Source organism: Vibrio sp. SSH13-20, from assembly GCF_040104475.1.
GTDB lineage: Bacteria > Pseudomonadota > Gammaproteobacteria > Enterobacterales > Vibrionaceae > Vibrio > Vibrio harveyi.
In genome coordinates, this window is the sequence record NZ_JBECOU010000005.1 from 339,724 (window position 1) to 363,952 (window position 24,229).

The window sequence follows — 24,229 nt, forward strand, 5'->3', positions numbered from 1 at the left end:
AGTAACGATTGAATAAACAAAAAACTCGGCATTACGCCGAGTTTTTTTCTACCAGTTTCTTTTCACCAATCTTGGGTTCTTCCCCTGACAATAAGCGGCGAATATTTTGATGATGTTTAAACACGATCAAACAACAAAGCATCGCGACAGGTAAGGTGTACTGCGGTTTGAACATCCAAGCATAGAAGGGCGTAACGAGTACCGTAACAAGCGCAGCTAGAGAAGAGTAGCGAAACAACAAAGCGACCGATAACCAAGTCAGCATGACCAGCCCAGTCAGATCCAATCCAATAGGGGCTATTGCACCAAGTGCTGTTGCGACACCTTTCCCCCCCTTAAAGTGGAAAAATATTGGGTACATGTGACCAAGGCACGCTGCAATGGCAATAACGCCAAGGATGATTGGGTCGATACCAAGAAAGTAGCCGCTCCAAACCGGAATTGTTCCTTTGAGCATGTCGAACAGCAACACTGCCGCCGCTGCACCTTTGCCTCCGATACGCAGGACATTGGTGGCTCCAGGATTGTTAGAGCCCACTTTACGCGGATCCGGCAGTCTTAATAAACGACAAATTAGCACCGCGCTGGAGATAGAACCCAGCAAATAGGCTGCCATTGTCATTATTAGTGCCAGTGCGTCCATAGAAGTCCTTGATGGATTGGAATTTAATGCTCAGTTCCTGAGTAATTGCTATCATACCGCGATTCGGCTTTGAGCAAAAATACTCTCTGCGATAGAGCTTGCATTATGGGATTTCTTGTATATAAAGAGTCTTCGCAGTTTATACCCAAGCGACTTTTTCAGCCAATTTACAGAGTGAAAGGTCATAGTAGGTTGCTTGGGTATAGAATAGTACGATCAATTTGCCCAAATCGGGTATCCGACCTCTGTAAAAGAAGGACATAAGATGGCTCTGGATAAAGTTTTTATTGAACAGTTAGAAGTAATCACCACCATCGGCGTTTACGATTGGGAACAGAAAATCAAGCAAAAGCTGGTTCTGGATATCGAAATGGCACACGACAACAAACCTGCGGGTAAGAGTGATGATGTTCAAGATGCGTTGGATTACTCACAAGTGAGTGAAGCGGTGTTGAATCACATCGAAAATGGTCGTTTCTTGTTGGTTGAGCGTGTCGCAGAAGAAGTTGCAGAACTTATCATGCAACGTTTCTCTGTACCTTGGGTGAAAATTCGTTTGGCGAAGCCTGGTGCGGTGCCTCAAGCACGCGCAGTTGGCGTTGTGATTGAGCGAGGTCAGGCATGATCAAAACGTATATCGGAGTAGGCACCAATATAGAAAGAGAGCAGCACGCGCGAGTAGCTTATCAAGAGTTGCAAAAGCTAGGCTGCGATCTGTGTGTTTCTCCGATATATGAATGCGAGCCAATCGGCTTTAGTAGTCAAAACTTCTACAACTTCGTGATTAGTTTCTCCACGAAGCTATCACTCGAAGAGTTGAGTCACCACTTACGCGAGATTGAATTTCAGTGGGGGCGCGAAGAAAACGCGCAAAAGTATCAGGATCGAACCTTAGATCTCGATATAGTCTTGTTCGGTGAATGCATTTCGCCACAAAAACCTGAGCTACCTCGCAGTGATATCTACAAATATCCTTTTGTAACAAAGCCCCTGTATGATCTCGAACCTCAATTGGTGATCCCCGGCGATGGAAGAACAATCGCAGATATTTGGCAGGCGATGCAGCCAGTCGATTCACTCAAACCAGTTTCTTTTTCACTTTAATTTTGAGTTGTTTACATGAGTTACTTTGAAGCCTTTATTTTGGCTCTGATTCAGGGTCTGACAGAGTTTTTGCCAATTTCCAGCTCTGCCCATTTGATCCTGCCTTCTGCCATTCTTGGTTGGGAAGACCAAGGTCTGGCATTTGATGTTGCTGTTCACGTTGGTACGTTAATGGCCGTTGTGATTTACTTCCGACAAGAAGTCATCACGCTATTCCAAGCGCTATTTGCTTCTATCTTTAAGGGTGATCGCAGTAAAGAAGCCAAATTAGCATGGATGATCGTGCTGGCTACGATTCCTGCATGTGTATTTGGTTTGTTGATGAAAGATATCATTGAGATCTATTTGCGCAGTGCCTATGTAATTGCAACGACGACCATCATTTTTGGTCTGCTACTTTGGTGGGTAGACAAGAATGCAAAACTGGTTGCCGATGAATACCAAACGGGTTGGAAGAAAGCGCTATTTATTGGTATCGCTCAGGCGCTTGCTATGATCCCTGGCACTTCTCGTTCTGGTGCCACGATTACTGCGGCTTTGTACCTTGGCTTTACTCGTGAAGCTGCGGCGCGTTTCTCGTTTCTGATGTCGATTCCAATCATCACCTTGGCTGGTGGTTACCTAGGCTTGAAACTGGTAACAAGTGGCGAGCCTGTCCACGTTGGCTTCCTGCTAACCGGTATTGTGACTTCCTTTATCAGTGCGTACATTTGTATCCACTTCTTCTTGAAGATGATTTCACGTATGGGTATGACGCCATTTGTGATTTACCGTCTGATTCTAGGTTTCGGTTTATTCGCCTTCTTGCTAACGGCTTAAGTTGAGCAGCTAAAACTGAAATAAAAACGCCCGCTTTTTAATTGCGGGCGTTTTTGTCTGTCTACCTGCTTTGCCGAGCTTATTTGCCTAATGCAATTCTAACCGCTTCTACACGGCGCTTCTCTTGTTCATCACGAATAGCAGGTCCTTGAAAACCGTCTTTAATAATGGCTTGCACATCGACTGATGCCGCCGCTTTGTAGGCTTGCATAAACAATTCTGCTTGCGGGTAGGGTTGCAGTTCTAATCCTTTACGACCTGCGTGATCGGCTTGGCAGCAAATTAAGATATCTTGCAAGCGTTCGGATTTACGCCAAACATCAAACTTATTGAGAATTTTGATGACGGTTTGAGGTTTAAGCTCAGCCGCTCGATGAATATTGGAGTGCTGCTCGCACACCATTAATGCTAAGTCGCGGAACTCATTAGGTACACGTACACGATCGCACAGCTTTTTGATTAGCTTCAAACCGGTATGGCAATGCATCTTATGGCTCGGCCATTCCTTTTCAGGCGTTATGCCTTTACCTAAATCATGCACTTGTGCAGCAAATCGAACTGGCAGTGAATCACTGAGTTTTGCTGCTTGCTCAGCCACCATTAAGGTGTGGATACCAGTATCAATCTCCGGGTGCCACTTCTCTGGTTGAGGGACCCCAAACAATGCATCAATTTCAGGCAAGACAACCGCTAATGCACCGCAATCTCTAAGCACTGATAAGAATACGTCAGGTCGAGCAGTGGACAATGATTTGTGCCATTCTTGCCAAACGCGTTCTGGTGTCAGCGTACTCAGTTCTCCTGATTCTGCCATATTGCGCATCAGCAGCATGGTTTCTTCTGCGACACTAAAGCCTAAGTGGGCTAACTTTGCAGCAAAGCGTGCGACACGCAAAACACGCAGTGGATCTTCGATAAAGGCATTCGAAACATGGCGCAGCACTTTAGCTTGCAGGTCTTGCTGGCCACCATGGGGGTCGTACAACTTGCCGTCATTATCCATTGCCATCGCATTGATAGTGAGGTCACGACGGATCAGATCGTCTTCTAATGTGACACTTTGATCGAAAAAGCAATCAAAGCCAGTGTAGCCTGCGCCAGATTTTCTTTCGGTTCGTGCAAGGGCATGTTCTTCTTTGCTCTTAGGGTGTAAGAACACAGGAAAATCTTTTCCAACCGCAGTATAGCCTTGGCTAAGCATGATTTCCGGCGTTGCTCCAACTACAACCCAGTCTTTGTCGTAGCTGTCTATTCCAAGCAAATGATCTCGAACTGCTCCACCAACTAAATAAACTTGCACGGATTACCTCTTAATTTATCGATCTGACGTTGGACATTGTAGCAAGCAATGGTACTTTTCTTTACTTCTAAAAGAACTTAGCGCTTTGTTTAAGTCTAATAAGGAAATACCCGATTTGATTGAGGGTGGGTTTTAGCTGGAGATCCTAATGTATAAGGACTTTTTCGGGTTTGTTGAACTGCCATTTTCCATAGTTCCAAACTCGCGTTATCTGTATCTGAGTCAACGTCATAAAGAGGCGATTACGCATCTGCAGGCGGGGTTAGGCGATGGTGGTGGTTTTGCCATGCTAACCGGTGAAGTAGGGACAGGTAAAACCACGGTTGCTAAAGCCATGCTGGCAAACTTGGATGAGAATACGAAAGCGGGCTTGATCCTTAATCCGACCTTCTCAAGCCGCGATTTACTTGAAGCTATTTGTGACGAGTTCAAAGTCACCTACCCCGAAGAAGCGAGCCTCAAGCAGCTTAACCAAGCGATTCATGATTACTTATTGCGCAATCATAAAATGGGCTGGACGACCTTATTGGTGATTGATGAGGCTCAGCACTTAGCCGCTGATGTGCTTGAACAGCTTCGCTTATTAACCAACTTAGAAACGGACACCAGAAAGCTCCTCAAAGTGCTGTTAGTTGGTCAGCCAGAGCTGCAACGCTTGCTGCAAACCACTCAATTGCGTCAACTTGCTCAACGGATTACTGGTCGATATCACCTGCTACCACTCGATGAGAAAGAGACTGCGGACTATATTACTTTCCGCCTGCATACTGCTGGTGGTGATAAACAGTTGTTTGACCGTAGCTCGACCAAATTGATTGCTAAGTACAGTCACGGCATCCCACGCTTGATTAACCTGATTTGTGATAAGTCGTTAAACCTGAGTTACCACAAAGGTAATGTTGTGGTTGATAAGCAAACAGTACATCAGGCTTGTGAAGAGGTGATGCAGTTCCAAGCCGAAATTTACCAGCAAGACCAGCCTGTCCGTCGTAGCTTTGAATGGCCTACTTGGGGCTCTGCTGCGATTGGCGTGTTTGCCGCGGTAGGTATTGGTTGGGCAGTGATGCAGAAAATGCCATCTCAAGTTAGTACCAGTATCCAATCTAACCCCATTCAAGTTGCTCAGACGACATCGCAACCTGTAATCGCAGAGATGAACGAGCAACTCACCAGTGAACAACGCAATATGCTCTTAGAGCAGACGCAATCGAACTTGGCAGTTAATGAACTGTACAAGTTGTGGGGCTATCGTGCCTCTGTTCGTGACAACTTGTGTTTGTCCGAACCGCAATCAACCATGCGTTGTGAGCGTAAAATGGCAACGTGGCCGTTGTTAGTGCAACAAAATCGCCCTGTCATCTTAGAGCTGAATTACCAAGGGCAAGTGGGTTACGTCCTGTTGTACGCGATTGGAAATGACAAGGTGGAAGTCCTTAATGGTAGCCAACGTTTGCGATTGCCTGTTTCATGGCTTAAACCATTGTGGCAGGGCAATATCATTGAATTGTGGCAAGCTCCTCTGAGAGAGACCCTACGTTTAGATATGGAAGGTCCAGCAATTGAAGTATTGGATACCCTTCTCGCTCAAGCGGTGAATGAACAGCCATTAGGCACGGACATCTTTGATGCTGCATTAAAAGAGCGAGTGGAATTGTTCCAGCGTTGGCAGGGCATTGGCGTTGATGGTATTGCCGGTCAAAGAACTTTAGAGCGCTTACAGCAGAGCGTGCAAACTGATGCTCCTGCCTTGAAACAGATTAAAGAGGAGGGCGCATAATGTCAGTCATGAAGCATGTGGGGCTCTTTTTATTGCCGGTAAGTATTACGGCAGTCGGTGCTGCTTGGTATTTGGACTTATTTGCTCAAGAGGGCATAGCTCCAGCGGCAACAGAGATACAAGCACAAGCAACCAATGCATTGGTCGAGCTTAAATCTACGACTAACTTTGAAAGCTTGAGTTATCCTGAAGAGCCCCAATTGGCGCAGCTTCAGCGTGAATGGCCAACAGCAGAGCTCTCACAGGACATTGGTACCTTTATTGGTGAAGAGTATGCGAGTAATGAAGCCGTTCCTGGTGAGCAAGAGCTACTCAACGAGCCTCAGAAAACAGTAAAAACAAGCCCTACAATGCGAAGTGGTGATGACCTTGGTTTGTCTTTAGATGATCTTGATTTGTCCTCATTGTCGCCTGACCTTGCTTTGAAAGTAGAGAACGCGCTTGCGAACGATGACCAGCCATCGACAAACGATAGCTCGTCTGTTGACGATTTAGAGCGAGAAGCTCAACAATGGCATGGTCGTTTGCCTGCTCTTAACTTACAAACTCACATGTACTCAAGTGATGTAAAGCGACGTTGGGTGAAAATTAACAATGTTGAGTACCACCAAGGCGATGTTGTCGATGGGCAAGTGACCTTAAAAGAGATCCAACCTCAAGCGGTCATTGTCGAATTCCAAGGCGAGCAGATCCGTATCCCTGCTTTGTATGAATGGAAAGGCTAGAGGCATCCTATCGTTTCTTTCTCTGTGTCATTCAGGACTAAACAGACAAAACAAAAAAGCCAGTCGAGTTCGACTGGCTTTTCTTTTACCGATTCAGAGTAAGGTGATTACGCCCAACCTGCTGGTGATTTCTTTCTACGTGGGATGATATGAGGAAGAATCAAACCAAACAGTAGACCTAGACCTGCAACACCACCACCGTAAGTAAAGTACTTCAGTAACATGTCGTCTTTTTGTGTGTCTAGTTTGGCGCGAAGTTCGCGGTTCTCTGTTTCAACAGAAGTAAGCTGGTCGCTGATTTCAGAGTATTTCTTCTCTAGATCAGAAATTTGTTGGTTGCGTGTTTCTAGTGAGGTTACTAGACCCGCTTTTTCTGTGTCTGAGTTCTGGCGTGCGTTTGCCAGTTGCTCTTTCACTTCTTTCAGTTCTTTCTCAACGCGAGGAAGGCGGATTGCCATGCTCTCTTGGTTAGTTACAAACTTGCTTTGAACCCAGCCAGTACGACCGCGTGCATCACGGATTTGGGTGTAACCCGTGTCTTTGTTTGTTTGAAGAAGTTGTACTTTAGAGCCTGCGTTAACACTACCCATGATACGGTAAGTGTTGTTTGGACCAGAGTGCATGAAAGTGAATAGGTCATCAGAAATATAACGGTCTGCCGCTAGTGCCGCTAGTGCCGCTGGCGCTGCTAGCAAAGTAAACAAAACCGTGATGATTAGTTTTTTCACAGTAAATCCCTTAACGATTTTCTTGGATACAGCTTTGGCACCGAATTATTGGAGCCGGAAATAGACGAATATTATGCAGTTTCAAACTTAGGTGCAACAAAGAAGGGAGGCAAAGCCTCCCTTTCTGTGCGTTTGAGTCAATAATGACAAAGCGTTTACATTGTATTGACCCAGCGCTTCGCGCTAAAGCAGTGTTACGAGAACATCGCTTGGATGCCGTAGAAGAATACGACTGCTAGTAGTGCACCTGCAGGTAGTGTAACGATCCAAGATGCAACGATGTTACGAACTACGCCCAAGTTAAGGGCTGCAATACCACGAGCGAAACCTACACCTAGAACCGCACCAACCAGTGTTTGCGTTGTAGAGATAGGTAGACCTGTACCTGACGCTAGAACTACTGTACATGCTGTTGCTAGCTGAGCAGCAAAGCCACGGCTTGGTGTTAGTTCAGTGATACCAGTACCAACTGTTGCCATTACTTTGTGACCTAGTGTTGCTAGACCAACAACGATACCAAAACCACCTAGAGGAAGAATCCACCATGCGATTGAGCTCTTCGTTGTGATTTCACCCATGTGCTCAACAGTTGATACAACTGCAGACAGTGGACCGATCGCGTTAGCTACGTCGTTTGAACCGTGAGCGAATGCCATAGCACACGCTGTGATAACCATTAGTACGCTGAAGATACCTTCTACGCCAGCAAAGCTGCGGTCTTCTTCACGGTTAGCAAATTTCTTCTGAATGTAGAAGTAACCGCCAGCCATTACTGCTGCAGATACGACTGCTGCCCACATCCATGCTTCACCGTTGCTAAGGTGTAGACCTACGTGTTTCAGACCTTTCTTGATAGTTACAAGTGCAATCACCATCGTCGTGATGAACATGTAAACTGGAACGAAACGTTTTGCGTTGAATAGTGGGTTCTCAGTATCAAAGATCAGACGCTGTGCGCTGACAAAAATGACGTAAGCAAAGAAGCCTGAGATAACCGGAGTAATAATCCAGCTACCGACAATCCCTTGTACACTGCTCCAATCAACTGCTTCAGTACCTACAGACACACACGCAAAACCGATGATTGCACCGATGATAGAGTGAGTAGTCGATACTGGCCAGCCCATGTAAGAAGCAAGTAGAAGCCAAGTACCAGCCGCAAGAAGTGCTGACATCATGCCGTAGACAAGAATATCAGGTTGGCTAGCAAATAGAGATGTTTCGATAACACCTTTACGGATAGTGTCGGTTACTTCACCGCCTGCAAGGTATGCACCCGCAAATTCAAAGATCATCGCAATGATGATTGCTTGTTTTACGGTTAGCGCTTTTGAGCCAACAGATGTACCCATAGCATTAGCAACGTCGTTCGCGCCAATACCAATCGCCATCATGAAACCAAAAATCGCTGCAACAATAATCAGGACAGTGCCGTAGTTCGCAAGGATATCCATCGTAATACCTAGTTGTTTTATAACAAGCGGAGCAAAATTTTGCGCGCGTCAGCCCATAAGACGGTGAATTTTGTCATCGTCCATCTGACACGCGTGAATAATGCTCTTCGTTATGTCGTTAACTTATGTTTTAAGATCGAGATAGCATGACTTCCAAACGAGCACCTACGCGCTGCGCTTGGTCGGCAATACCACCTACCCATTCAAGAATCTTGTACAAGAACATGACATCGATAGGGTTCATGTCAGATTCAATCACCATCAGTTGTTGGCGAAGTTCAATCTGCATTGCATCGGTATCATCTTCAATCACGTCCAATTGATGAATCATTTCAGCAACGAGCGTTACTTCACGGCCTTTGAAGCCGGTCTCTAGAAGTTCATCAAGTTCGTTAATTACTTTTTGCGCCTGATCAGCCGCATCAAGACAACGTTGAACGTATGCGAGGAAGTTTGGTTGGAGAGCCTCAGGAATGACAAGTTGACGACCATATACACGGCCAGCAATGTCTTTTGCCAGGTTAGCAAGTTTGTCTTGTTGAGTTAGAAGCTCAAGCATGTCAGTACGATCGACTGGCATAAACAAACCGCGAGGCAGTTTTAGACGGATTTCACGTTTTAGCACGTCCGCTTCTTTCTCTAGGTGAGAAATTTGAGCACGGATTTCAGCTGCTTTTTCCCAGTCACCCTTTGAAGATACTTCAAAGAACTTAACCAGGTGTGAACAACATTCGTTGACACACACAACGTGGCGCTGCAAAGGCTTAATTGGGGACTTTGCAAATAACCCCATAATTGTATTTACTGGCATGGTCATTCAACCTAATAACTATAACCTTAAAAAAACATACACCATTTCTTGGCGAAATGTTGAACGATGGCTATAAAGGCGCGCATGTTAACGCATTAAATCGCTCATTAAAACTGTTTTAGATCATCATTCGGGTGATATTTCTTTCTTGCCGTGTGAGAAATTAGGCAATATCCTGTTTCTATCTGCTTTGAAAGGTATAGCTATGGAAACCGAGATAGAACTGAAGTTTTTTGTTTCTCCTGAATTTTCAGAGACTTTAAGAGCTAAAATTTCCGAAACAAAAGTACTTCAGCACAGTAGTCGTGATTTGGGTAACACCTACTTTGATACCGCTGATAAATGGTTAAGAAAGCACGACATTGGTTTAAGAATTCGCCGTTTTGATGATGTTTTTGTCCAGACTGTAAAAACAGCAGGACGCGTTGTTGCAGGCCTTCATCAAAGACCAGAATACAATGCTGAGCACACCAGTAATGAGCCGGACCTCACGCTTCATCCTTCTGATATCTGGCCTTCTGGCAAAGATGTTGCTACGCTACAAGCGGAACTGACGCCGCTCTTTTCTACCAACTTTACTCGTGAACAATGGTTGATTGGGATGCCTGATGGTAGCCAAATCGAAGTTGCATTCGACCAAGGAGCTGTGATTGCTCAAGGTACGGATGGAGAAGAGAAGCAAGATCCTATCTGTGAAGTTGAATTAGAGCTGAAATCGGGTCAGACAGACGCTTTGTTTACCCTTGCTCGCAGTTTGTGTGAGGCAGGTGGTATGCGCCTTGGTAACCTGAGTAAAGCTGCGAAAGGCTATCGCTTAGCCAGTGGTTACGCTGGTGATGAAGTCAAACCACTAGCATTAGTGGACAGCACGAAAAACGACACAGTCGAGTACTGCCTGATTAATTCGCTAGAGCATGCGCTATCGCACTGGCATTACCATGAGCAAATCTACACTGAGCGTGATTGCGTTGAAGCATTACGTGAAATCGTTAATGCGATTCGCTTTATCCGCCAGACATTTACTATCTTTGGCAGCATGGTGCCGCGTCGAGCAAGTGCAATTCTTCGCCAAGAAATGAAGTGGCTAGAAGAAGAGCTTGAATGGTTAGATGAACACGCTCACTTAGAAGAGCTGCTAGATGATAAAGGCAACGTGCTGCGCAAACTTGATGCGCGTAAGTTCCTTGTTTCTGAGTTGACACAACAACTGGGCGAGTTGCCAAGCCGCGAAGCGGTGTTAGAGCTATTAAGCTCTGCACGTTACACCGGTTTGTTATTGGATTTGAGCCGTTGGATTCTGACGCGTGGTTGGCAGCCATTTTTGGATGATAAAGCGCGCGAAAAGATGTCGAGCAACATTCAACCTTTCTCAGTGAAGCAGTTGGATCGCACTTGGGCTGAGCTGATGGAAGCTTTCCCCGCAGAGCGAGAACTCTCGGCTCAAGAGTATGTGGATCAGCGATATCGTCTTTTACGTAACTTGTACACCGGTATTGGTTTTGCGAGCTTGTACGATGCAGAAGAGCGCAATACCTTCCGTTTACCATGGGCAGACCTAGTGCATGGTATCGACGACCTGCTTATGCTTAATCACCTTCTGCCATTAATTGGCATGTTAGAAGGGGAAGAACAAGAGCAGTTAGAGCGCTGGCTGCACCGCCAAGAACGTTCCATCCTGCATGCCATGGATCAGACTCGTGCAATCAGTGTTGAAGTCGAGCCATACTGGCAAGAATAAGAGCAAAAAATAGGACCCTCTGGTCCTATTTTTTTGTCTGTTGTTTTTGCTCTTGCAGTTCATCTTCGATGGACTGCAGTCGATTTAAGATCTGCTCCTGCCTTTCTAATACTTGCTCCAAGAGCTTCTCTTTATTCTTAGAACGATTGTCCTGTTGTCTGGTCGGTGCGGTTAGGATCGACGTGATCAAACCTGAAATCATACCGAAGATGCCGACACCACAAATGATGATCAGTACGGCAAGTAGCTTGCCTCCTGTCGTGACTGGATAGTGGTCGCCGTAGCCAACGGTCGAAATAGTGACAAATGCCCACCACAAAGCGTCTGTTCCTGTTTGAATATTGGCTTCAGGGTTTTGCCCTTCAATAAACAACATGGCGCTAGAACCAAGAGTGATGAGAACCACCATTAACAGCAGAATAGACGCTAATGTAGTTTCACGGCGGTTTTGCTTGAGCTGGAAAAGAATGAACTTTGAAGAGCGTAAGACCAGAATGACACGCAGGATGTGAAATAAGCGAGCGAAGCGTAAAGGCTCAATCATTGGGATGCTCGCCACAAAATCAATCCAGTGATGCTTGAGAAATGACCAACGATCTGTGGCTCGGATCAAATCTACGATGAGCTGCAGTAGAAAAATACTACAGATTATAAAATCCAGACCGATAAGAACTTGACGGGTTTCGTGATCAAGTGGGAAAAACAACAGGCCTGAGATCACAAATAGCGCCATAAAGGACAATATTAGTGATAGCAACCCCATCGGTTTGGTGCTGTCTTTGATATCATAGTTTTTCATACGAAGCTCGAAATAAATCGCGCAACCAGAGCCAATCGCGCGCATAACTATAAGTAATACAAAGACTATATAAGACTCGGTGGAGAACTGACAATGGAAAAGCTGGCATTTAAGCCGTGGGAAAGGGTGATATCCGACATCAAGCTCGTTCCGAAAATGGTCATGTTGATGGTATTCAGCACCATCTTGATTGTGGCAAAGCAATTGTGGGACGCAAGTACCTTCTATAACTCATTACTTGCAGCAACGCAAAATGAACAAGTTGCCCAACAGCACTATGAAGCCTACTTAACACAAGTGGCTTGGCAAACTGCATTGTTGATTGTGGTGTTTGTGGTGTTACTGCTTGCAGCAGCTCGTGTCATGCTACGACAAACACAATACTTGAACGATGCAATCAAGTTAATGGCAAGCAAAAACCTTTCTGTGCCATTTGGTATGGATTGTAAAGACGAATACGGTGACGTAGCGCGTGAGCTAGAGAAAACCCGTCGTCAGTTGCATGATGTCATCCAAATGCAGATCAACGCATCTGATGAGCTTGCAACGTTGACCGAAGTGATGACATTGAGTATGTCGGAAACGAAAGAGTCGGCACAAGAAGAGTTCAACGAGATCGATCAACTTGCTACCGCAATGAGTGAGATGTCATCGACAGTTCAAACGGTTGCGGATCATGCACAGACGGCATCTTCATTGACCGAGCAGGCATCAACGCAAGCCGTGACTGGTCAGCAGTTCTTGCAGAAAACGGTCTCTAAGATGAGTGAACTGTCTTCCGATATCGCGTCTTCGGCAAGTGCTGTTAACCAAGTAGAAGAGCGTGTTGACGCAATTGGTAGTGTCGTTGGCACCATTCAAGGTATTTCTGAGCAAACTAACTTGCTTGCACTGAATGCGGCAATTGAAGCGGCGCGAGCTGGTGAAGCTGGTCGCGGCTTTGCTGTCGTTGCAGATGAAGTTCGTAACCTTGCACAACGCACTCAGCAAGCAACCGTTGAAATCCAAGAGATGATTACTCAGCTTCAATCAAGTGCCACCTCAGCAGTGGAGTTGATGGAGAAAAGTGTTGTTGAAGCAGCAGAAGGGGTAGAGCTGGTATCAAATGCTGGTAGCGAGTTGGACGGCATTGTTGGGCAGGTAACGCAGATTAACGACATGAACTTCCAAATCGCAACGGCGTCAGGTCAACAAAGCAGCGTTGCAGAGGAAATGAGTCAAAACTTAACCAACGTTCGTGAGCTTGTTGAAGCTTCAGTAGTGGTCGTGACTGAGCTATTGGAAACCTCTGAGATGATGCAAAGCAACGCAGAAGAGCTAGATAAGAAGATTAAATCTTTCGAAGTCTAGTTTCTGTAAGCTTTGATAAAACGCCCACAAACCTTTTGTGGGCGTTTTTATTTATGCCAACTCTGGTATAAAAGAGTGTATACCTCTCAAACCACAGTGCTTTTCAAACAAGGAAGAAAAATGCAGCTGCCTTCGTCACTGATTTCTGTCGCGGATTCCGCGGTTCAAAATGCTGAGCAAGCGGGATACTTTCAACAATGGCCTACCGAGATTGCCGAACAGTTTCGTTTTGTGTCTGGTCTAAGTAAGTTCATTACCGAAGCGATTCACCGTGATGAGAAACTCGCGCAAGACTTGCCAAACATGCTGGCAGAAAGCAGTCGACAACAAGCGTATCGTGTTCGTCTAGCGGAGCTGTTGGCTGGATGCCAAGATGAGATGGCTGGGCATCGTGTGCTGCGTCAGTTCCGTAACCGCGAAATGGTTTACATTGCGTGGAAAGACTTCACCCATACTTGGACGTTAGAAGAATCGCTTTGTCATTTGTCTCAACTGGCTGAAGCCATGATCTTCGAAACCTATCAATGGCAATACAAGATTTGTTGCAATGAATGGGGCACGCCAACCAATGCAGAAGGTGAAGCGCAGCCTATGCTGATCATCGGCATGGGTAAACTTGGTGGTGGCGAGCTGAACTTCTCTTCTGATATCGATCTCATTTTTACTTATCCAGAAAACGGTGAGACACAAGGCGCGCGCCGCAGCATTGCTAATGCGCAATTCTTTACCCGTTTAGGGCAGCGCATCATTAAAGCGCTCGACCAACAAACCTTTGACGGCTTCTGTTACCGTGTAGATATGCGTTTGCGTCCGTTTGGTGAGAGTGGTCCGTTGGTAATGAGCTATGCGGCACTAGAGGATTACTACCAAGAACAAGGAAGAGATTGGGAACGTTACGCGATGATCAAAGCGCGTGTGATGGGCAGTGAAATGTATCCGCAATATCAAGAGTTGCGTCAGATGCTGCGTCCGTTTGTTTTCCGCCGTTATATCGACTTCAGTGCGATTCAATCCCTGCGCCGCATGAAATCAATGATCAGCAGTGAAGTGCGCCGTCGCGGTTTGAGTAACAACATTAAACTGGGTGCTGGAGGCATTCGCGAGATTGAGTTTATCGCTCAAGTGTTCCAGTTAATTCGTGGTGGTCGTGAACCTTCTTTACGTGGTCGTGGTTTACTAGAAACTTTGAATGCCATTGGTGAGCTAGGTCAGTTGACTCAATCAGAGGTTGATAATCTTGAAGCTGCCTATAAATATCTGCGCCAGCTAGAAAACCTGTTGCAAGCCATGGCAGACAAGCAAACGCAAACCTTGCCGGATTGTGAAGATGAGCAATTGAAACTTGCTACGGCGATGCGTTTTGAATCTTGGGATACGCTCATTGCTCAAACCCAACAACACATGGCAGATGTCCACAAGGTGTTTGAAAGCTTAATCGGTGATGACGAAGAAGATGAAACAGAAGCGGTGGCTCGTCATTTCCACGAATTGTGGGACATGGCGACCAAACAAGATGTGCTTGAACACGTTCTACAAGAGGACATTAAAGCTGAAAACTCACAAGAGTTAGCAAAAAACATCATGCAGTTCAAAGCGGACTTGGCAAAGAAAACACTTGGACCGCGTGGTCGTGAAGTGCTGACTAAGTTGATGCCTAAAGTCTTTGATGCGGTATTTGCCCACCCAGATGCGCAATTCGGTTTGCCACGTGTTTTGCACTTGCTGCACAACATCTGCACTCGTACAACGTATCTTGAATTGTTAGATGAACATCCGGCAGCCTTGGTACAACTGGTTCGTTTATGTACCGCCAGTCCTATGATTTCAGAGCAGCTATCGCGTTATCCGATTCTGCTTGATGAGTTGATCGACCCTCAGCATCTGTACAACCCAATTCCACTTGATAGCTACCGAACAGAGCTACGTGATTTCCTTGCCCGCATCCCAGAGGATGATATGGAGCAGCAGATGGAAGCGCTGCGCCAGTTTAAGCAAATCTGTATCTTACGTATTGCAGCGGCAGACATTGCTGGTGTATTGCCCGTCATGAAAGTGAGTGACCACTTAACGTATTTGGCGGAAGCGATCGTTGAAGCGGTAGTGAACCAAGCGTGGCTGCAAGTGTCGGAAAAGTATGGCGAGCCAACGCATGTGAAAGATCGTGAAGGCAAAGGCTTCGCCGTGATTGGTTACGGGAAAGTCGGCGGCTGGGAACTGGGTTATAACTCAGACCTTGATATTGTGTTCATGCACGATTGCCCAGTTAACGTTTATACCGATGGTAAAAAAGAAATCGATGGTCGCCAGTTCTATCTTCGTTTAGCGCAGCGCATCATCCATATTTTCTCAACTCGTACAGCATCAGGCATTCTGTATGAAGTGGATACTCGCTTACGCCCATCTGGTGCTTCAGGCTTATTAGTCAGTCCAACAGATGCATTTGATGATTATCAACATAAAGATGCCTGGACGTGGGAGCATCAAGCTCTTGTGCGTGCTCGTATGATTTATGGTGATGAGCCTTTGGCGATCGCCTTCCATAACACTCGCCACGATGTGTTGTGTAAACTGCGTAACCAAGACACGTTAAAGAAAGAAGTGGTCGATATGCGTGAGAAAATGCGTGACCATCTTGGCGGGAAAAAGTCCGGTCGTTTTATGCTTAAGCAAGATAACGGCGGCATTACCGATATTGAATTTCTCGCTCAATACCTTGTGCTCAACTACAGTCACAGTAAGCCTAAGCTCATTCGCTGGTGCGATAATGTACGTATTTTTGAAACTCTAATCGCACAAGGTGTCATGGAAGAAGATCAAGCGATGCAACTGACACGCGCATACACATCAATGCGCGATGAAATTCATCGTCGAAACTTGCTTAACTTAGATGCCGATGTGGCAGAAGAGAAATTTATTGCGGAGCGAGAGTGGGTGAAGCAAGCATGGAATCAATGGTTTGCCTAAGCAGAAGTAGTGCACAAGGTTCAGCCTAGAAAAAGGCTGTGTTAAACTCACCACGATTTAATTTTTGGAGACCAATAATGAAACCAATTCTACCTGATTACAACAGCGCTGGTGTGCTTATCATCGGCGATGTCATGCTAGATCGTTACTGGTATGGCCCGACTGGACGTATCTCTCCTGAAGCGCCAGTACCTGTTGTGAAAGTAGAAAATAATGAAGAGCGTCCGGGTGGTGCTGCGAACGTGGCAATGAATATTGCTTCACTTGGCGGTCACGCTCACATTGTTGGTCTAACGGGGATGGATGAGCCAGCGAAAGTTCTGACTGAAACGCTGAACTCGCTAAAAGTAAAATGCGATTTCGTCGCGCTGCCTGATTATCCAACCATCACTAAGCTACGTGTGATGAGCCGTGGTCAGCAATTGATTCGTCTGGATTTTGAAGACAAGTTCGAAAACACCGATGCTGGACCTGTGTTATCTCGTATGGAAACTGCTTTGCCAAGCGTGAAAGCTGTGATCATGTCTGATTACGCGAAAGGTTCGTTAGAGCATGTACAGGCTTACATCCAGAAAGCACGAGCTGCGAATATCCCAGTCTTCATCGATCCGAAAGGCGCAGACTTCGAACGCTACCGTGGTGCAACGCTACTGACACCAAACATGAAAGAGTTTGAAGATGTTGTTGGTAAGGTGAAGTCAGAGCAAGAGCTGGTAGAAAAAGCGCTAGCACTAGTAGAAGAGTTCGAGTTTGAAGCTCTATTGGTAACGCGCAGTGAAAATGGTATGACGCTGATCCGCCGTGGTCAGGAACCATTCCATCTACCGACTCAAGCAAAAGAAGTCTATGACGTAACTGGTGCGGGCGATACGGTGATCTCTGTATTGGCGGCTTCTGTTGCCGCAGGCAAATCATTTGAAGAAGCTTGTGCTCTAGCCAATGCAGCGGCAGGTGTTGTGGTTGGTAAATTGGGTACCTCAACGCTTTCTGAAATTGAGCTGGCAGAAGCCATTCACGGTAGCCAAGATACAGATTACGGTGTGATTTCAGAGCAAGCTCTGATTGAAGCCGTGAAGAAAGCACGAGCGAAAGGTGAGAAGGTTGTGATGACTAATGGTTGTTTCGATATCTTACACGCTGGTCACGTGTCTTACTTAAACCACGCTGCAGAACTTGGTGATCGCTTGATTGTTGCGGTAAACACGGATGATTCGGTAAAACGTCTAAAAGGTCCTGGTCGTCCAGTAAACCCAACCGATCGTCGTATGGCTGTGTTAGCTGGTTTAGGTGCTGTCGATTGGGTTGTGCCTTTTAGCGAAGACACGCCTCAACGCCTTATTTCAGAAGTACTACCAAGCTTGTTAGTGAAAGGTGGTGATTACAAGCCTGAAGAGATCGCTGGTGGTAAAGAAGTGATTGCCGCAGGCGGTGAGGTTCGCGTGCTGAACTTTGAAGATGGTTGCTCAACTAGCGAAATCATCAATGCCATCAAAGGCGGTAAAGGCTAAGCCTTCCTTGCTTTCGATTCTTAAAGAAAAGGTCGCTCTATGGGCGACCTTTTTTGATCGTAATTGTTTTTTGGAATGTAATGCTTAGCAAAATAGCTCGCAATAAAAAACGCCAGTTGAAAGCTCAACTGGCGTTTTATGCATTATACCCAAGTCATTCTCGCTGAACTAAGCGTCTAGAGGTTACTTGGGTATACATGAGACATTTATTTTGCTGGCTTAAGGCCTGCATCAACATCTAGGATATCTTGCTCGCTCAGTGTACCTACCGCTTGGCGTAGCTGAAGACCAGCAAGAATGTAGTTGTAACGTGCGTCTGACAAGTTCTTGTTTGCATCGTATAGACGGCGAGTTGCGTCTAATACGTCAACGATAGTACGAGTACCTACATCGAAACCGGCTTCTGTCGCTTCTAGTGCAGATTGCGCTGACACTACAGATTGTTCGTACGCTTTTAGTGCGCCGATAGAAGCGTTGATGTTGTTGTTTTGTGCACGCACTTCTTTCACAACACTACGGTATTCTTTCTCCAGCTCTTCGCTTGCTGATACATAGCCGTATTCTGCTTGTTTCACTTCAGACGTTGTACGACCACCAGTGTATAGAGGAACTGCTAAGTTAACACCAACTTTGAAGCCATCAGTTGTATTGTCTGCTGTACTTTCTGCAGTATCAGAGTAGTTGTAACCACCGTCTAGCGAAAGTGTTGGTAGGTGACCAGAACTTGCTAGTGAGATGTTATCGCGTGCGATGTCTTGCCCGATACGTGCAGATAGTAGGCTCAGGTTAGTTGTTTTCGCTTCTTCGATTAGAGTTTCTGCAGCTTCAGAAGAGCGGCTTGCAGAGAAGCGAGCTGTGTCTAGAACGTTTAGGTTCTTGTGCTCTTGACCTGTAATCTCACGTAGCGATTCGTAGCTGTTGATTAGCGAGTTTTCCGCCAATACTTCGTCTGCAAGTACTGCATCGTATTGTGCTTGCGCATCGTGTACGTCAGTGATTGCTGACAAACCAACTTCAAAACGTTGTTTAGTTTGCTCTAGTTGGCGACCTACCGCTGCTTTTTCTGCACGAACGAACACTAGGTTGTCTTGTGCGCGTAGCACTTCAAAGTACGCTTGAGAAACACGAAGGATCAAGCCTTGTTGTGTTGCGGCATAGTTTGCGTCGGCACGACGAGCTGTTTTCTCTGCGGTATCAAGCGTGATCCAAGATGCACGGTTGTATAGCTCTTGTGTAAAACCAACACCTGCTGACAGTACGTTTTGGTCGTTATTACGATCTTGTAACGTAGGGGTATTGTTGTCGTAGTCAGTATCACCACGAGTGATGTCGTAGCCTGCTGTCAAGTTGATCTGTGGTAGTAGGGCACTGCGGCTAGAGTTGATTGCTTCAAAAGCTTGATCACGCTGCGCTGCTACACTGAGCAATTGAGGATCATTTTGTTTTGCTAAGTCATAGATTTCAGCAAGAGAGTCTGCCCATGCAGATGTACTCATACTGCCTAGCGCTGCACTGATAAATAGTGGAAGCAGTTTTTTCATTTTCTATTCCCGCGGTCTATAGATTGGTTAATTCTCAGTAGTTTAACTCAATTTGGACGATATTTACTCGAAACTTTGCACTTTTTTACACGTAATTATCCAGTTGTGCAATAAATAAATGAGAATTGCTTAAAATAATTTATAACTATTGTACAAAAAGTTGAGCCAAGTCCTTTGAGCAAGCGAATAACAATGAGTAAACTACAAGATTCACTCAGAGAGGTGTTGAATGCAACAGTGTGACAAGCAACAGAATGATTTTACTCCCCAAGATGTGGAAATAATCTCAAAAGAAACCGTATTTAAAGGCTTCTTTAAAATGGTGAAATACCGTTTTAAGCATAGATTATTCGCCGGTGGCTGGAGTGGGATTGTCGAACGAGAAATGTTCGAACGTGGTCATGCTGCAGCCATGCTCCCGTATGACCCCGTGACTGACCAAGTCGTGATCATCGAGCAGATCCGCGTTGGAGCATTAGAGCATTCGCACCCATGGCAGTTCGAAATTGTTGCTGGCATGATTGATCGAGATGAATCAGCAGAAGCTGTGATTCGTCGAGAAGCAGAAGAGGAAGCGGGCATTCAAGTAGGACGTGTTGCTTCGGTTACCTCTTATTATCCCTCTTCGGGCGGCTGCTCAGAGAAGCTTGATGTGTTCATTGGTGAAGTCGATGCATCTAAAGCGCATGGCATTCATGGTTTAGACTATGAGAATGAAGATATTCGAGTCCATGTAATGAGCCGTGAAACTGCGTATCAGTGGGTGAAAGATGGCAAATTTGAAAATGGTGCTTCAATCATTGCGCTTCAATGGTTGCAGTTAAATCATCAAGAATTGACATCACAATGGGGTAAATCCCCTATGGTGGAGAGTAAGTAATGGCGCAAGTAGCTGAAAAGCAAAGATACCATGTCGACTTAGCAGGTCTTATGAGAACTTATGAGACCAACTATGCGAAGTTGAATGCTTTGCTGCCTGCCTCTGCCGAAGTTGGTGACGTACGCTGTTATCAGGCGGCGAATATGGTTTATCAACTGACCGTGAATGAAATCACAAAATACACCACAGTTGTTGAGATATGTCAGAGTGATGAAACACCAGTGTTTCCTTTACCGACGATGTCTGTCAGGCTTTATCACGATGCGAGAGTAGCTGAAGTATGCTCAAGCGGAGAGTTTTCTCGCATTAAAGCTAAATATGATTATCCCAACGACCAGTTGATGCAGAAAGATGAAAAGCATCAGCTTAATACGTTTCTTGGTGAATGGCTGACATTCTGTTTACGAAGTGGCATTAGTAGAACGCCGCTTGCCTTCAATTGATTGTCACGTCACTAAGGAAAAATAACAAAAAACTATATAGTGGACGAATCAGGTTTTCATTTTGCAACCATCTAGTGACAGCATAAAGCTATTACAAATCACGGATACTCATCTGTTTGAGGCAGATGAGGGCAGTTTGCTGAGCGTAAGAACCGCCGACAGCTTTGCAGCCGTGGTAAAAGAGATTCTTCATCGTCAAGTGCCATTTGAATACATCTTGGCTACAGGCGACATTTCACAAGATCATAGTGCAGAGTCATATCAGCGTTTTGCTGAGGGTATCTCGCCGCTGAAAAAAGATTGTTTTTGGCTTCCGGGCAACCACGACTACAAGCCAAACATGGGTAGTGTGCTACCATCCCCTCAAATTCAAGCTGTTGAACACCTAAAGCTGGGTGACCATTGGCAGGTAATTCTGCTGGATTCGCAAGTGGTTGGCGTTCCTCATGGGCGATTAAGCGATCAACAACTGACTTTGCTTGAAGAAAAGCTCGCAGAAAATCCGCAGCGACATACGTTGGTGCTTTTGCATCATCATCCACTTTTGGTGGGCAGTGCTTGGCTAGATCAGCACACGCTGAAAGACGCAGAGGCGTTTTGGCAGGTCGTAGACCGATTTGACAATGTGAAGGGTATTCTCTGTGGTCATGTTCATCAGGATATGAACATTATTCACAAAGGTATTCGTGTGATGGCAACGCCTTCAACGTGTGTACAGTTCAAGCCGAACTCTGATGACTTTGCATTAGATACACAGTCTCCAGGCTGGCGGGAATTAGAACTACATAGTAACGGTGACATCTCGACACAAGTTAACCGTTTACCAGATGGTCAATTCCAGCCAGACTTTACCTCAAGCGGATACTAATCATTACCATGCCCGAACTTTATGTTCGGGCTTACTTTTTTACATGAGGCAACCATGAGCCAACCTTCTTTGCTGCTTTATATTCACGGTTTTAACAGCTCACCGCTTTCGATGAAAGCGAACTTAATGAAAGAGTATTGTGAGCAGCAGCGTCCAGATATAAAAGTCATCGTGCCTCAGTTACCATGCTTCCCTCAACTTGCTGCACAATGCTTGCTCGATATCATTGAGCAATACAAAGGTGACTACAACATCGGCTTGGTGGGTAGCTCATTGGGTGGATACATGTCTACTTGGCTCAATGATAAGTTTGGTTTTAGAGCAGTGGTTGTTAACCCCGCGGTGAAGCCGTATGAGTTGCTGGTGGGCTATTTAGGGGAGCAAACTAACCCCTACACGCATGAAACCTATACACTTGAAGCTTGTCATATTGACGAGCTAAAAGCTCTTGATGTACAAAGCATCGCGTCGCCTCAATCCTTTTGGCTTTTACAACAAACCGAAGATGAGGTTTTGGACTATCGCCAAGCCGTAGAAAAGTTCGCACAAGCGACGCAAACGGTAGAAGAGGGCGGTGATCACAGTTTTGTAGGCTTTGAGCGTTATCCTGCTCAAATCATTGAATTCTTAAAACTGTAATACTAAAGAGACGGATTGGAATAGGCTCATAGTTTTTATTGATATATCCAACTGTTTCTTGACATAGTCGATATGCTTTCCGACTATGTTTTGCCAAAAAGATCTTAAGGGTATTTAAGCCCTGACTACTTTGTTATGCATCTTCTTTATCTTTAGATAAATGTGCAGACGGGGTAGCTTTTTCGTTTCTCGAGTACAGCTCGCGTGAATGCGAGGCTCGGGTTACAAGTAAACTTTGAGAACAATTCCGTATTATGACTGAACAATATAATGCTGGTGCCATTGAAGTACTGAATGGCTTAGAGCCAGTACGTCGCCGACCAGGGATGTATACGGATACAGCGCGCCCAAACCACTTGGGCCAAGAAGTTATCGATAACAGTGTCGATGAAGCGCTTGCCGGACATGCCTCAAAAGTACAAGTCATCCTACATGCTGACCAATCACTAGAAGTGATCGATGATGGTCGAGGCATGCCTGTTGATATACACCCAGAAGAAAAGGTATCAGGCGTTGAGCTGATCCTATGTAAGCTTCATGCGGGTGGTAAATTCTCCAACAAGAACTATCAATTCTCTGGTGGTTTGCATGGTGTAGGTATCTCTGTAGTAAACGCGCTATCAAAGCGTGTTGAAGTGACGGTTCGTCGTGACGGTCAAATTTATGAGATTGCTTTCGAGCATGGTGACAAGGTTTCTGACCTCACTGTCACAGGTACATGCGGTCGTCGTAACCGTGGTACCAGCGTGCATTTCTGGCCAGATGCAAAGTACTTTGATTCCGCAAACTTCTCTGTTACGCGTCTGGTGAACAACCTACGTGCGAAAGCAGTACTTTGCCCGGGCCTAGAGATTACGTTTACCGATAAAGTAAACAACAAAGACTACAAATGGCACTACGAAGATGGTCTTAAAGACTATCTAGCGGAAGGTGTGAAAGGTTATCCAGTTCTACCTGAAGAACCATTTACTGGTGAGTTCTCAGCAGAAACTGAAGCGGCAAACTGGGCGGTAATCTGGCAGCCGGAAGGCGGCGAGATGATCACGGAAAGTTACGTGAACCTTATCCCTACCGCTCAAGGTGGTACACACGTTAACGGTCTACGCCAAGGTTTGCTTGATGCGATGCGTGAGTTCTGTGAATTCCGCAATTTGTTACCTCGTGGTGTGAAGCTAACTGGTGATGACGTTTTCGACCGCTGTTCTTACGTCCTGTCAGTCAAGATCCAAGACCCGCAATTTGCCGGTCAAACCAAAGAGCGTTTGTCTTCTCGTCAAACGGCTGCCTTTGTCTCTGGTGTAGTAAAAGATGCATTCAGCCTATGGTTGAACGAAAAGCCACAACTGGCTGAGCAGTTAGCGGAAGTGTGTATAGCGAATGCCCACCGCCGTATGCGTGCTAGTAAAAAGGTTGTGCGTAAGAAGGTTGCATCAGGTCCTGCTCTACCAGGCAAACTGACAGACTGTTCTGTGCAAGATCTCAACCGCACCGAAATCTTCTTCGTGGAGGGTGACTCGGCGGGCGGTTCTGCTAAACAAGCGCGTGATCGTGAGTTCCAAGCGGTAATGCCATTGCGCGGTAAGATCCTAAACACGTGGGAAGTCTCTGCAGACCAAGTGCTTGCATCTCAAGAAGTGCATGATATCTCAGTTGCTCTGGGCATTGACCCAGACAGCGACAACCTAGACAGCCTTCGTTACGGTAAAATCTGTATCCTTGCCGATGCGGACTCGGACGGTTTGCACATCGCAACGCTGTTATGTGCGCTGTTCACTCGTCACTTCCGTGCGCTGGTTGAAGCTGGTCATATCTACGTCGCGATGCCGCCTCTATACCGTATCGACTGTGGCAAAGAAGTATTCTATGCCTTAGACGATGACGAAAAAGATGGTGTATTAGAGCGCTTGTCTAAGAAGAAAGCCAAAATCAACGTGCAACGATTCAAAGGTCTGGGTGAGATGAACCCACTTCAGTTGCGCGAAACGACCATGGATCCAAACACGCGTCGCTTGGTTCAGCTAACCATCGATGACTCGGCGGCGACCATGGAAATGATGGACATGCTGCTTGGTAAGAAACGAGCAGATGATCGTCGTTCTTGGCTGCAAAACAACGGCGATATGGCAGAGGTTTAACGG

Annotated in this window: 21 protein-coding genes; 14 read left to right on the plus strand and 7 right to left on the minus strand. The window is 45.9% G+C overall.

Annotated elements, in window-relative coordinates:
• Positions 1-31: 31 nt before the first annotated feature.
• Positions 32-643 carry a glycerol-3-phosphate 1-O-acyltransferase PlsY gene (gene plsY, locus ABMY42_RS16735; RefSeq protein ID WP_005450419.1) on the minus strand — a complete coding sequence of 204 codons (612 nt, stop codon included), beginning with the start codon at positions 641-643 and terminating at the stop codon, positions 32-34.
• Positions 644-908: 265 nt separating this feature from the next.
• Here plsY and folB point away from each other — a divergent pair, with 265 nt between their 5' ends.
• From folB to ABMY42_RS16750, 3 genes are read left to right on the plus strand one after another with little or no spacing between them, the layout of a single operon-like run.
• Positions 909-1,268 (plus strand): bifunctional dihydroneopterin aldolase/7,8-dihydroneopterin epimerase, encoded by a 360-nt coding sequence (folB, locus tag ABMY42_RS16740; protein ID WP_349266561.1) that lies wholly within the window; start codon positions 909-911, stop codon positions 1,266-1,268.
• Positions 1,265-1,747 (plus strand): 2-amino-4-hydroxy-6-hydroxymethyldihydropteridine diphosphokinase, encoded by a 483-nt coding sequence (gene folK / locus ABMY42_RS16745; RefSeq protein WP_005450416.1) that lies wholly within the window; start codon positions 1,265-1,267, stop codon positions 1,745-1,747. Before folB ends, folK begins: the two co-directional genes overlap by 4 nt.
• 15 nt (positions 1,748-1,762) lie before the next feature.
• Positions 1,763-2,566, plus strand: a complete 804-nt coding sequence (locus ABMY42_RS16750; protein ID WP_009697588.1) for an undecaprenyl-diphosphate phosphatase — start codon at positions 1,763-1,765, stop codon at positions 2,564-2,566.
• A gap of 79 nt (positions 2,567-2,645) precedes the next feature.
• Here the strand turns inward: ABMY42_RS16750 and ABMY42_RS16755 are convergent, their stop codons facing one another.
• Positions 2,646-3,866: a multifunctional CCA addition/repair protein gene (locus ABMY42_RS16755; RefSeq protein WP_009697589.1), complete on the minus strand. Its 1,221-nt coding sequence runs from the start codon at positions 3,864-3,866 to the stop codon at positions 2,646-2,648.
• A 148-nt stretch (positions 3,867-4,014) separates the two neighbouring features.
• On the opposite strand from ABMY42_RS16755, the gene ABMY42_RS16760 reads away from it, so the two are divergent.
• Complete coding sequence (locus tag ABMY42_RS16760; protein ID WP_009697590.1) at positions 4,015-5,643, plus strand: ExeA family protein; 1,629 nt, start codon at positions 4,015-4,017, stop codon at positions 5,641-5,643.
• On the plus strand, positions 5,643-6,368 hold the full coding sequence (locus ABMY42_RS16765; protein WP_349266562.1) for a general secretion pathway protein GspB: 726 nt from the start codon (positions 5,643-5,645) through the stop codon (positions 6,366-6,368). Before ABMY42_RS16760 ends, ABMY42_RS16765 begins: the two co-directional genes overlap by 1 nt.
• Before the next feature lie 107 nt (positions 6,369-6,475).
• Here ABMY42_RS16765 and ABMY42_RS16770 read toward each other — a convergent pair whose 3' ends face one another.
• The 3 genes from ABMY42_RS16770 to ABMY42_RS16780 form a co-directional block, all read right to left on the minus strand.
• Positions 6,476-7,096, minus strand: coding sequence for a TIGR04211 family SH3 domain-containing protein (locus ABMY42_RS16770; RefSeq protein ID WP_349266563.1), 621 nt, complete (start codon positions 7,094-7,096; stop codon positions 6,476-6,478).
• A 194-nt stretch (positions 7,097-7,290) separates the two neighbouring features.
• A complete protein-coding gene (locus ABMY42_RS16775) occupies positions 7,291-8,550 on the minus strand; it encodes an inorganic phosphate transporter (protein WP_005450407.1) in 1,260 nt (419 codons plus the stop codon).
• A gap of 130 nt (positions 8,551-8,680) precedes the next feature.
• Positions 8,681-9,361, minus strand: a complete 681-nt coding sequence (locus tag ABMY42_RS16780) for a TIGR00153 family protein (protein ID WP_005450406.1) — start codon at positions 9,359-9,361, stop codon at positions 8,681-8,683.
• 205 nt (positions 9,362-9,566) lie between these two features.
• On the opposite strand from ABMY42_RS16780, the gene ABMY42_RS16785 reads away from it, so the two are divergent.
• On the plus strand, positions 9,567-11,099 hold the full coding sequence (locus tag ABMY42_RS16785; RefSeq protein ID WP_009697592.1) for an inorganic triphosphatase: 1,533 nt from the start codon (positions 9,567-9,569) through the stop codon (positions 11,097-11,099).
• A 25-nt stretch (positions 11,100-11,124) separates the two neighbouring features.
• Here ABMY42_RS16785 and ABMY42_RS16790 read toward each other — a convergent pair whose 3' ends face one another.
• A complete protein-coding gene (locus ABMY42_RS16790) occupies positions 11,125-11,943 on the minus strand; it encodes an ion transporter (RefSeq protein WP_005450400.1) in 819 nt (272 codons plus the stop codon).
• A 48-nt stretch (positions 11,944-11,991) separates the two neighbouring features.
• Between ABMY42_RS16790 and ABMY42_RS16795 the strand changes: the two genes are divergently transcribed.
• The 3 genes from ABMY42_RS16795 (at position 11,992) to hldE (ending at position 17,720) form a co-directional block, all read left to right on the plus strand.
• On the plus strand, positions 11,992-13,248 hold the full coding sequence (locus tag ABMY42_RS16795; RefSeq protein WP_005450397.1) for a methyl-accepting chemotaxis protein: 1,257 nt from the start codon (positions 11,992-11,994) through the stop codon (positions 13,246-13,248).
• Between the two features lie 120 nt (positions 13,249-13,368).
• On the plus strand, positions 13,369-16,212 hold the full coding sequence (gene glnE, locus ABMY42_RS16800) for a bifunctional [glutamate--ammonia ligase]-adenylyl-L-tyrosine phosphorylase/[glutamate--ammonia-ligase] adenylyltransferase (protein ID WP_349266564.1): 2,844 nt from the start codon (positions 13,369-13,371) through the stop codon (positions 16,210-16,212).
• Between the two features lie 77 nt (positions 16,213-16,289).
• Positions 16,290-17,720 (plus strand): bifunctional D-glycero-beta-D-manno-heptose-7-phosphate kinase/D-glycero-beta-D-manno-heptose 1-phosphate adenylyltransferase HldE, encoded by a 1,431-nt coding sequence (gene hldE, locus ABMY42_RS16805; RefSeq protein ID WP_349266565.1) that lies wholly within the window; start codon positions 16,290-16,292, stop codon positions 17,718-17,720.
• A 206-nt stretch (positions 17,721-17,926) separates the two neighbouring features.
• Here hldE and tolC read toward each other — a convergent pair whose 3' ends face one another.
• Positions 17,927-19,261, minus strand: a complete 1,335-nt coding sequence (gene tolC, locus ABMY42_RS16810; RefSeq protein ID WP_050907495.1) for an outer membrane channel protein TolC — start codon at positions 19,259-19,261, stop codon at positions 17,927-17,929.
• Between the two features lie 229 nt (positions 19,262-19,490).
• Between tolC and nudF the strand changes: the two genes are divergently transcribed.
• The 5 genes from nudF (at position 19,491) to parE (ending at position 24,226) form a co-directional block, all read left to right on the plus strand.
• Positions 19,491-20,141 carry an ADP-ribose diphosphatase gene (nudF, locus tag ABMY42_RS16815; protein ID WP_005450390.1) on the plus strand — a complete coding sequence of 217 codons (651 nt, stop codon included), beginning with the start codon at positions 19,491-19,493 and terminating at the stop codon, positions 20,139-20,141.
• Positions 20,141-20,584, plus strand: coding sequence for a DUF1249 family protein (locus tag ABMY42_RS16820; RefSeq protein WP_005395930.1), 444 nt, complete (start codon positions 20,141-20,143; stop codon positions 20,582-20,584). The genes nudF and ABMY42_RS16820 overlap by 1 nt, the downstream gene beginning before the upstream one ends.
• 61 nt (positions 20,585-20,645) lie before the next feature.
• Complete coding sequence (gene cpdA / locus ABMY42_RS16825) at positions 20,646-21,452, plus strand: 3',5'-cyclic-AMP phosphodiesterase (RefSeq protein WP_009697596.1); 807 nt, start codon at positions 20,646-20,648, stop codon at positions 21,450-21,452.
• 54 nt (positions 21,453-21,506) lie between these two features.
• Entirely contained in the window at positions 21,507-22,091 is a 585-nt protein-coding gene (gene yqiA, locus ABMY42_RS16830) for an esterase YqiA (RefSeq protein WP_038897786.1), read from the plus strand.
• Between the two features lie 254 nt (positions 22,092-22,345).
• Entirely contained in the window at positions 22,346-24,226 is a 1,881-nt protein-coding gene (gene parE, locus ABMY42_RS16835) for a DNA topoisomerase IV subunit B (RefSeq protein WP_005447744.1), read from the plus strand.
• The last annotated feature ends 3 nt before the right edge of the window (positions 24,227-24,229 follow it).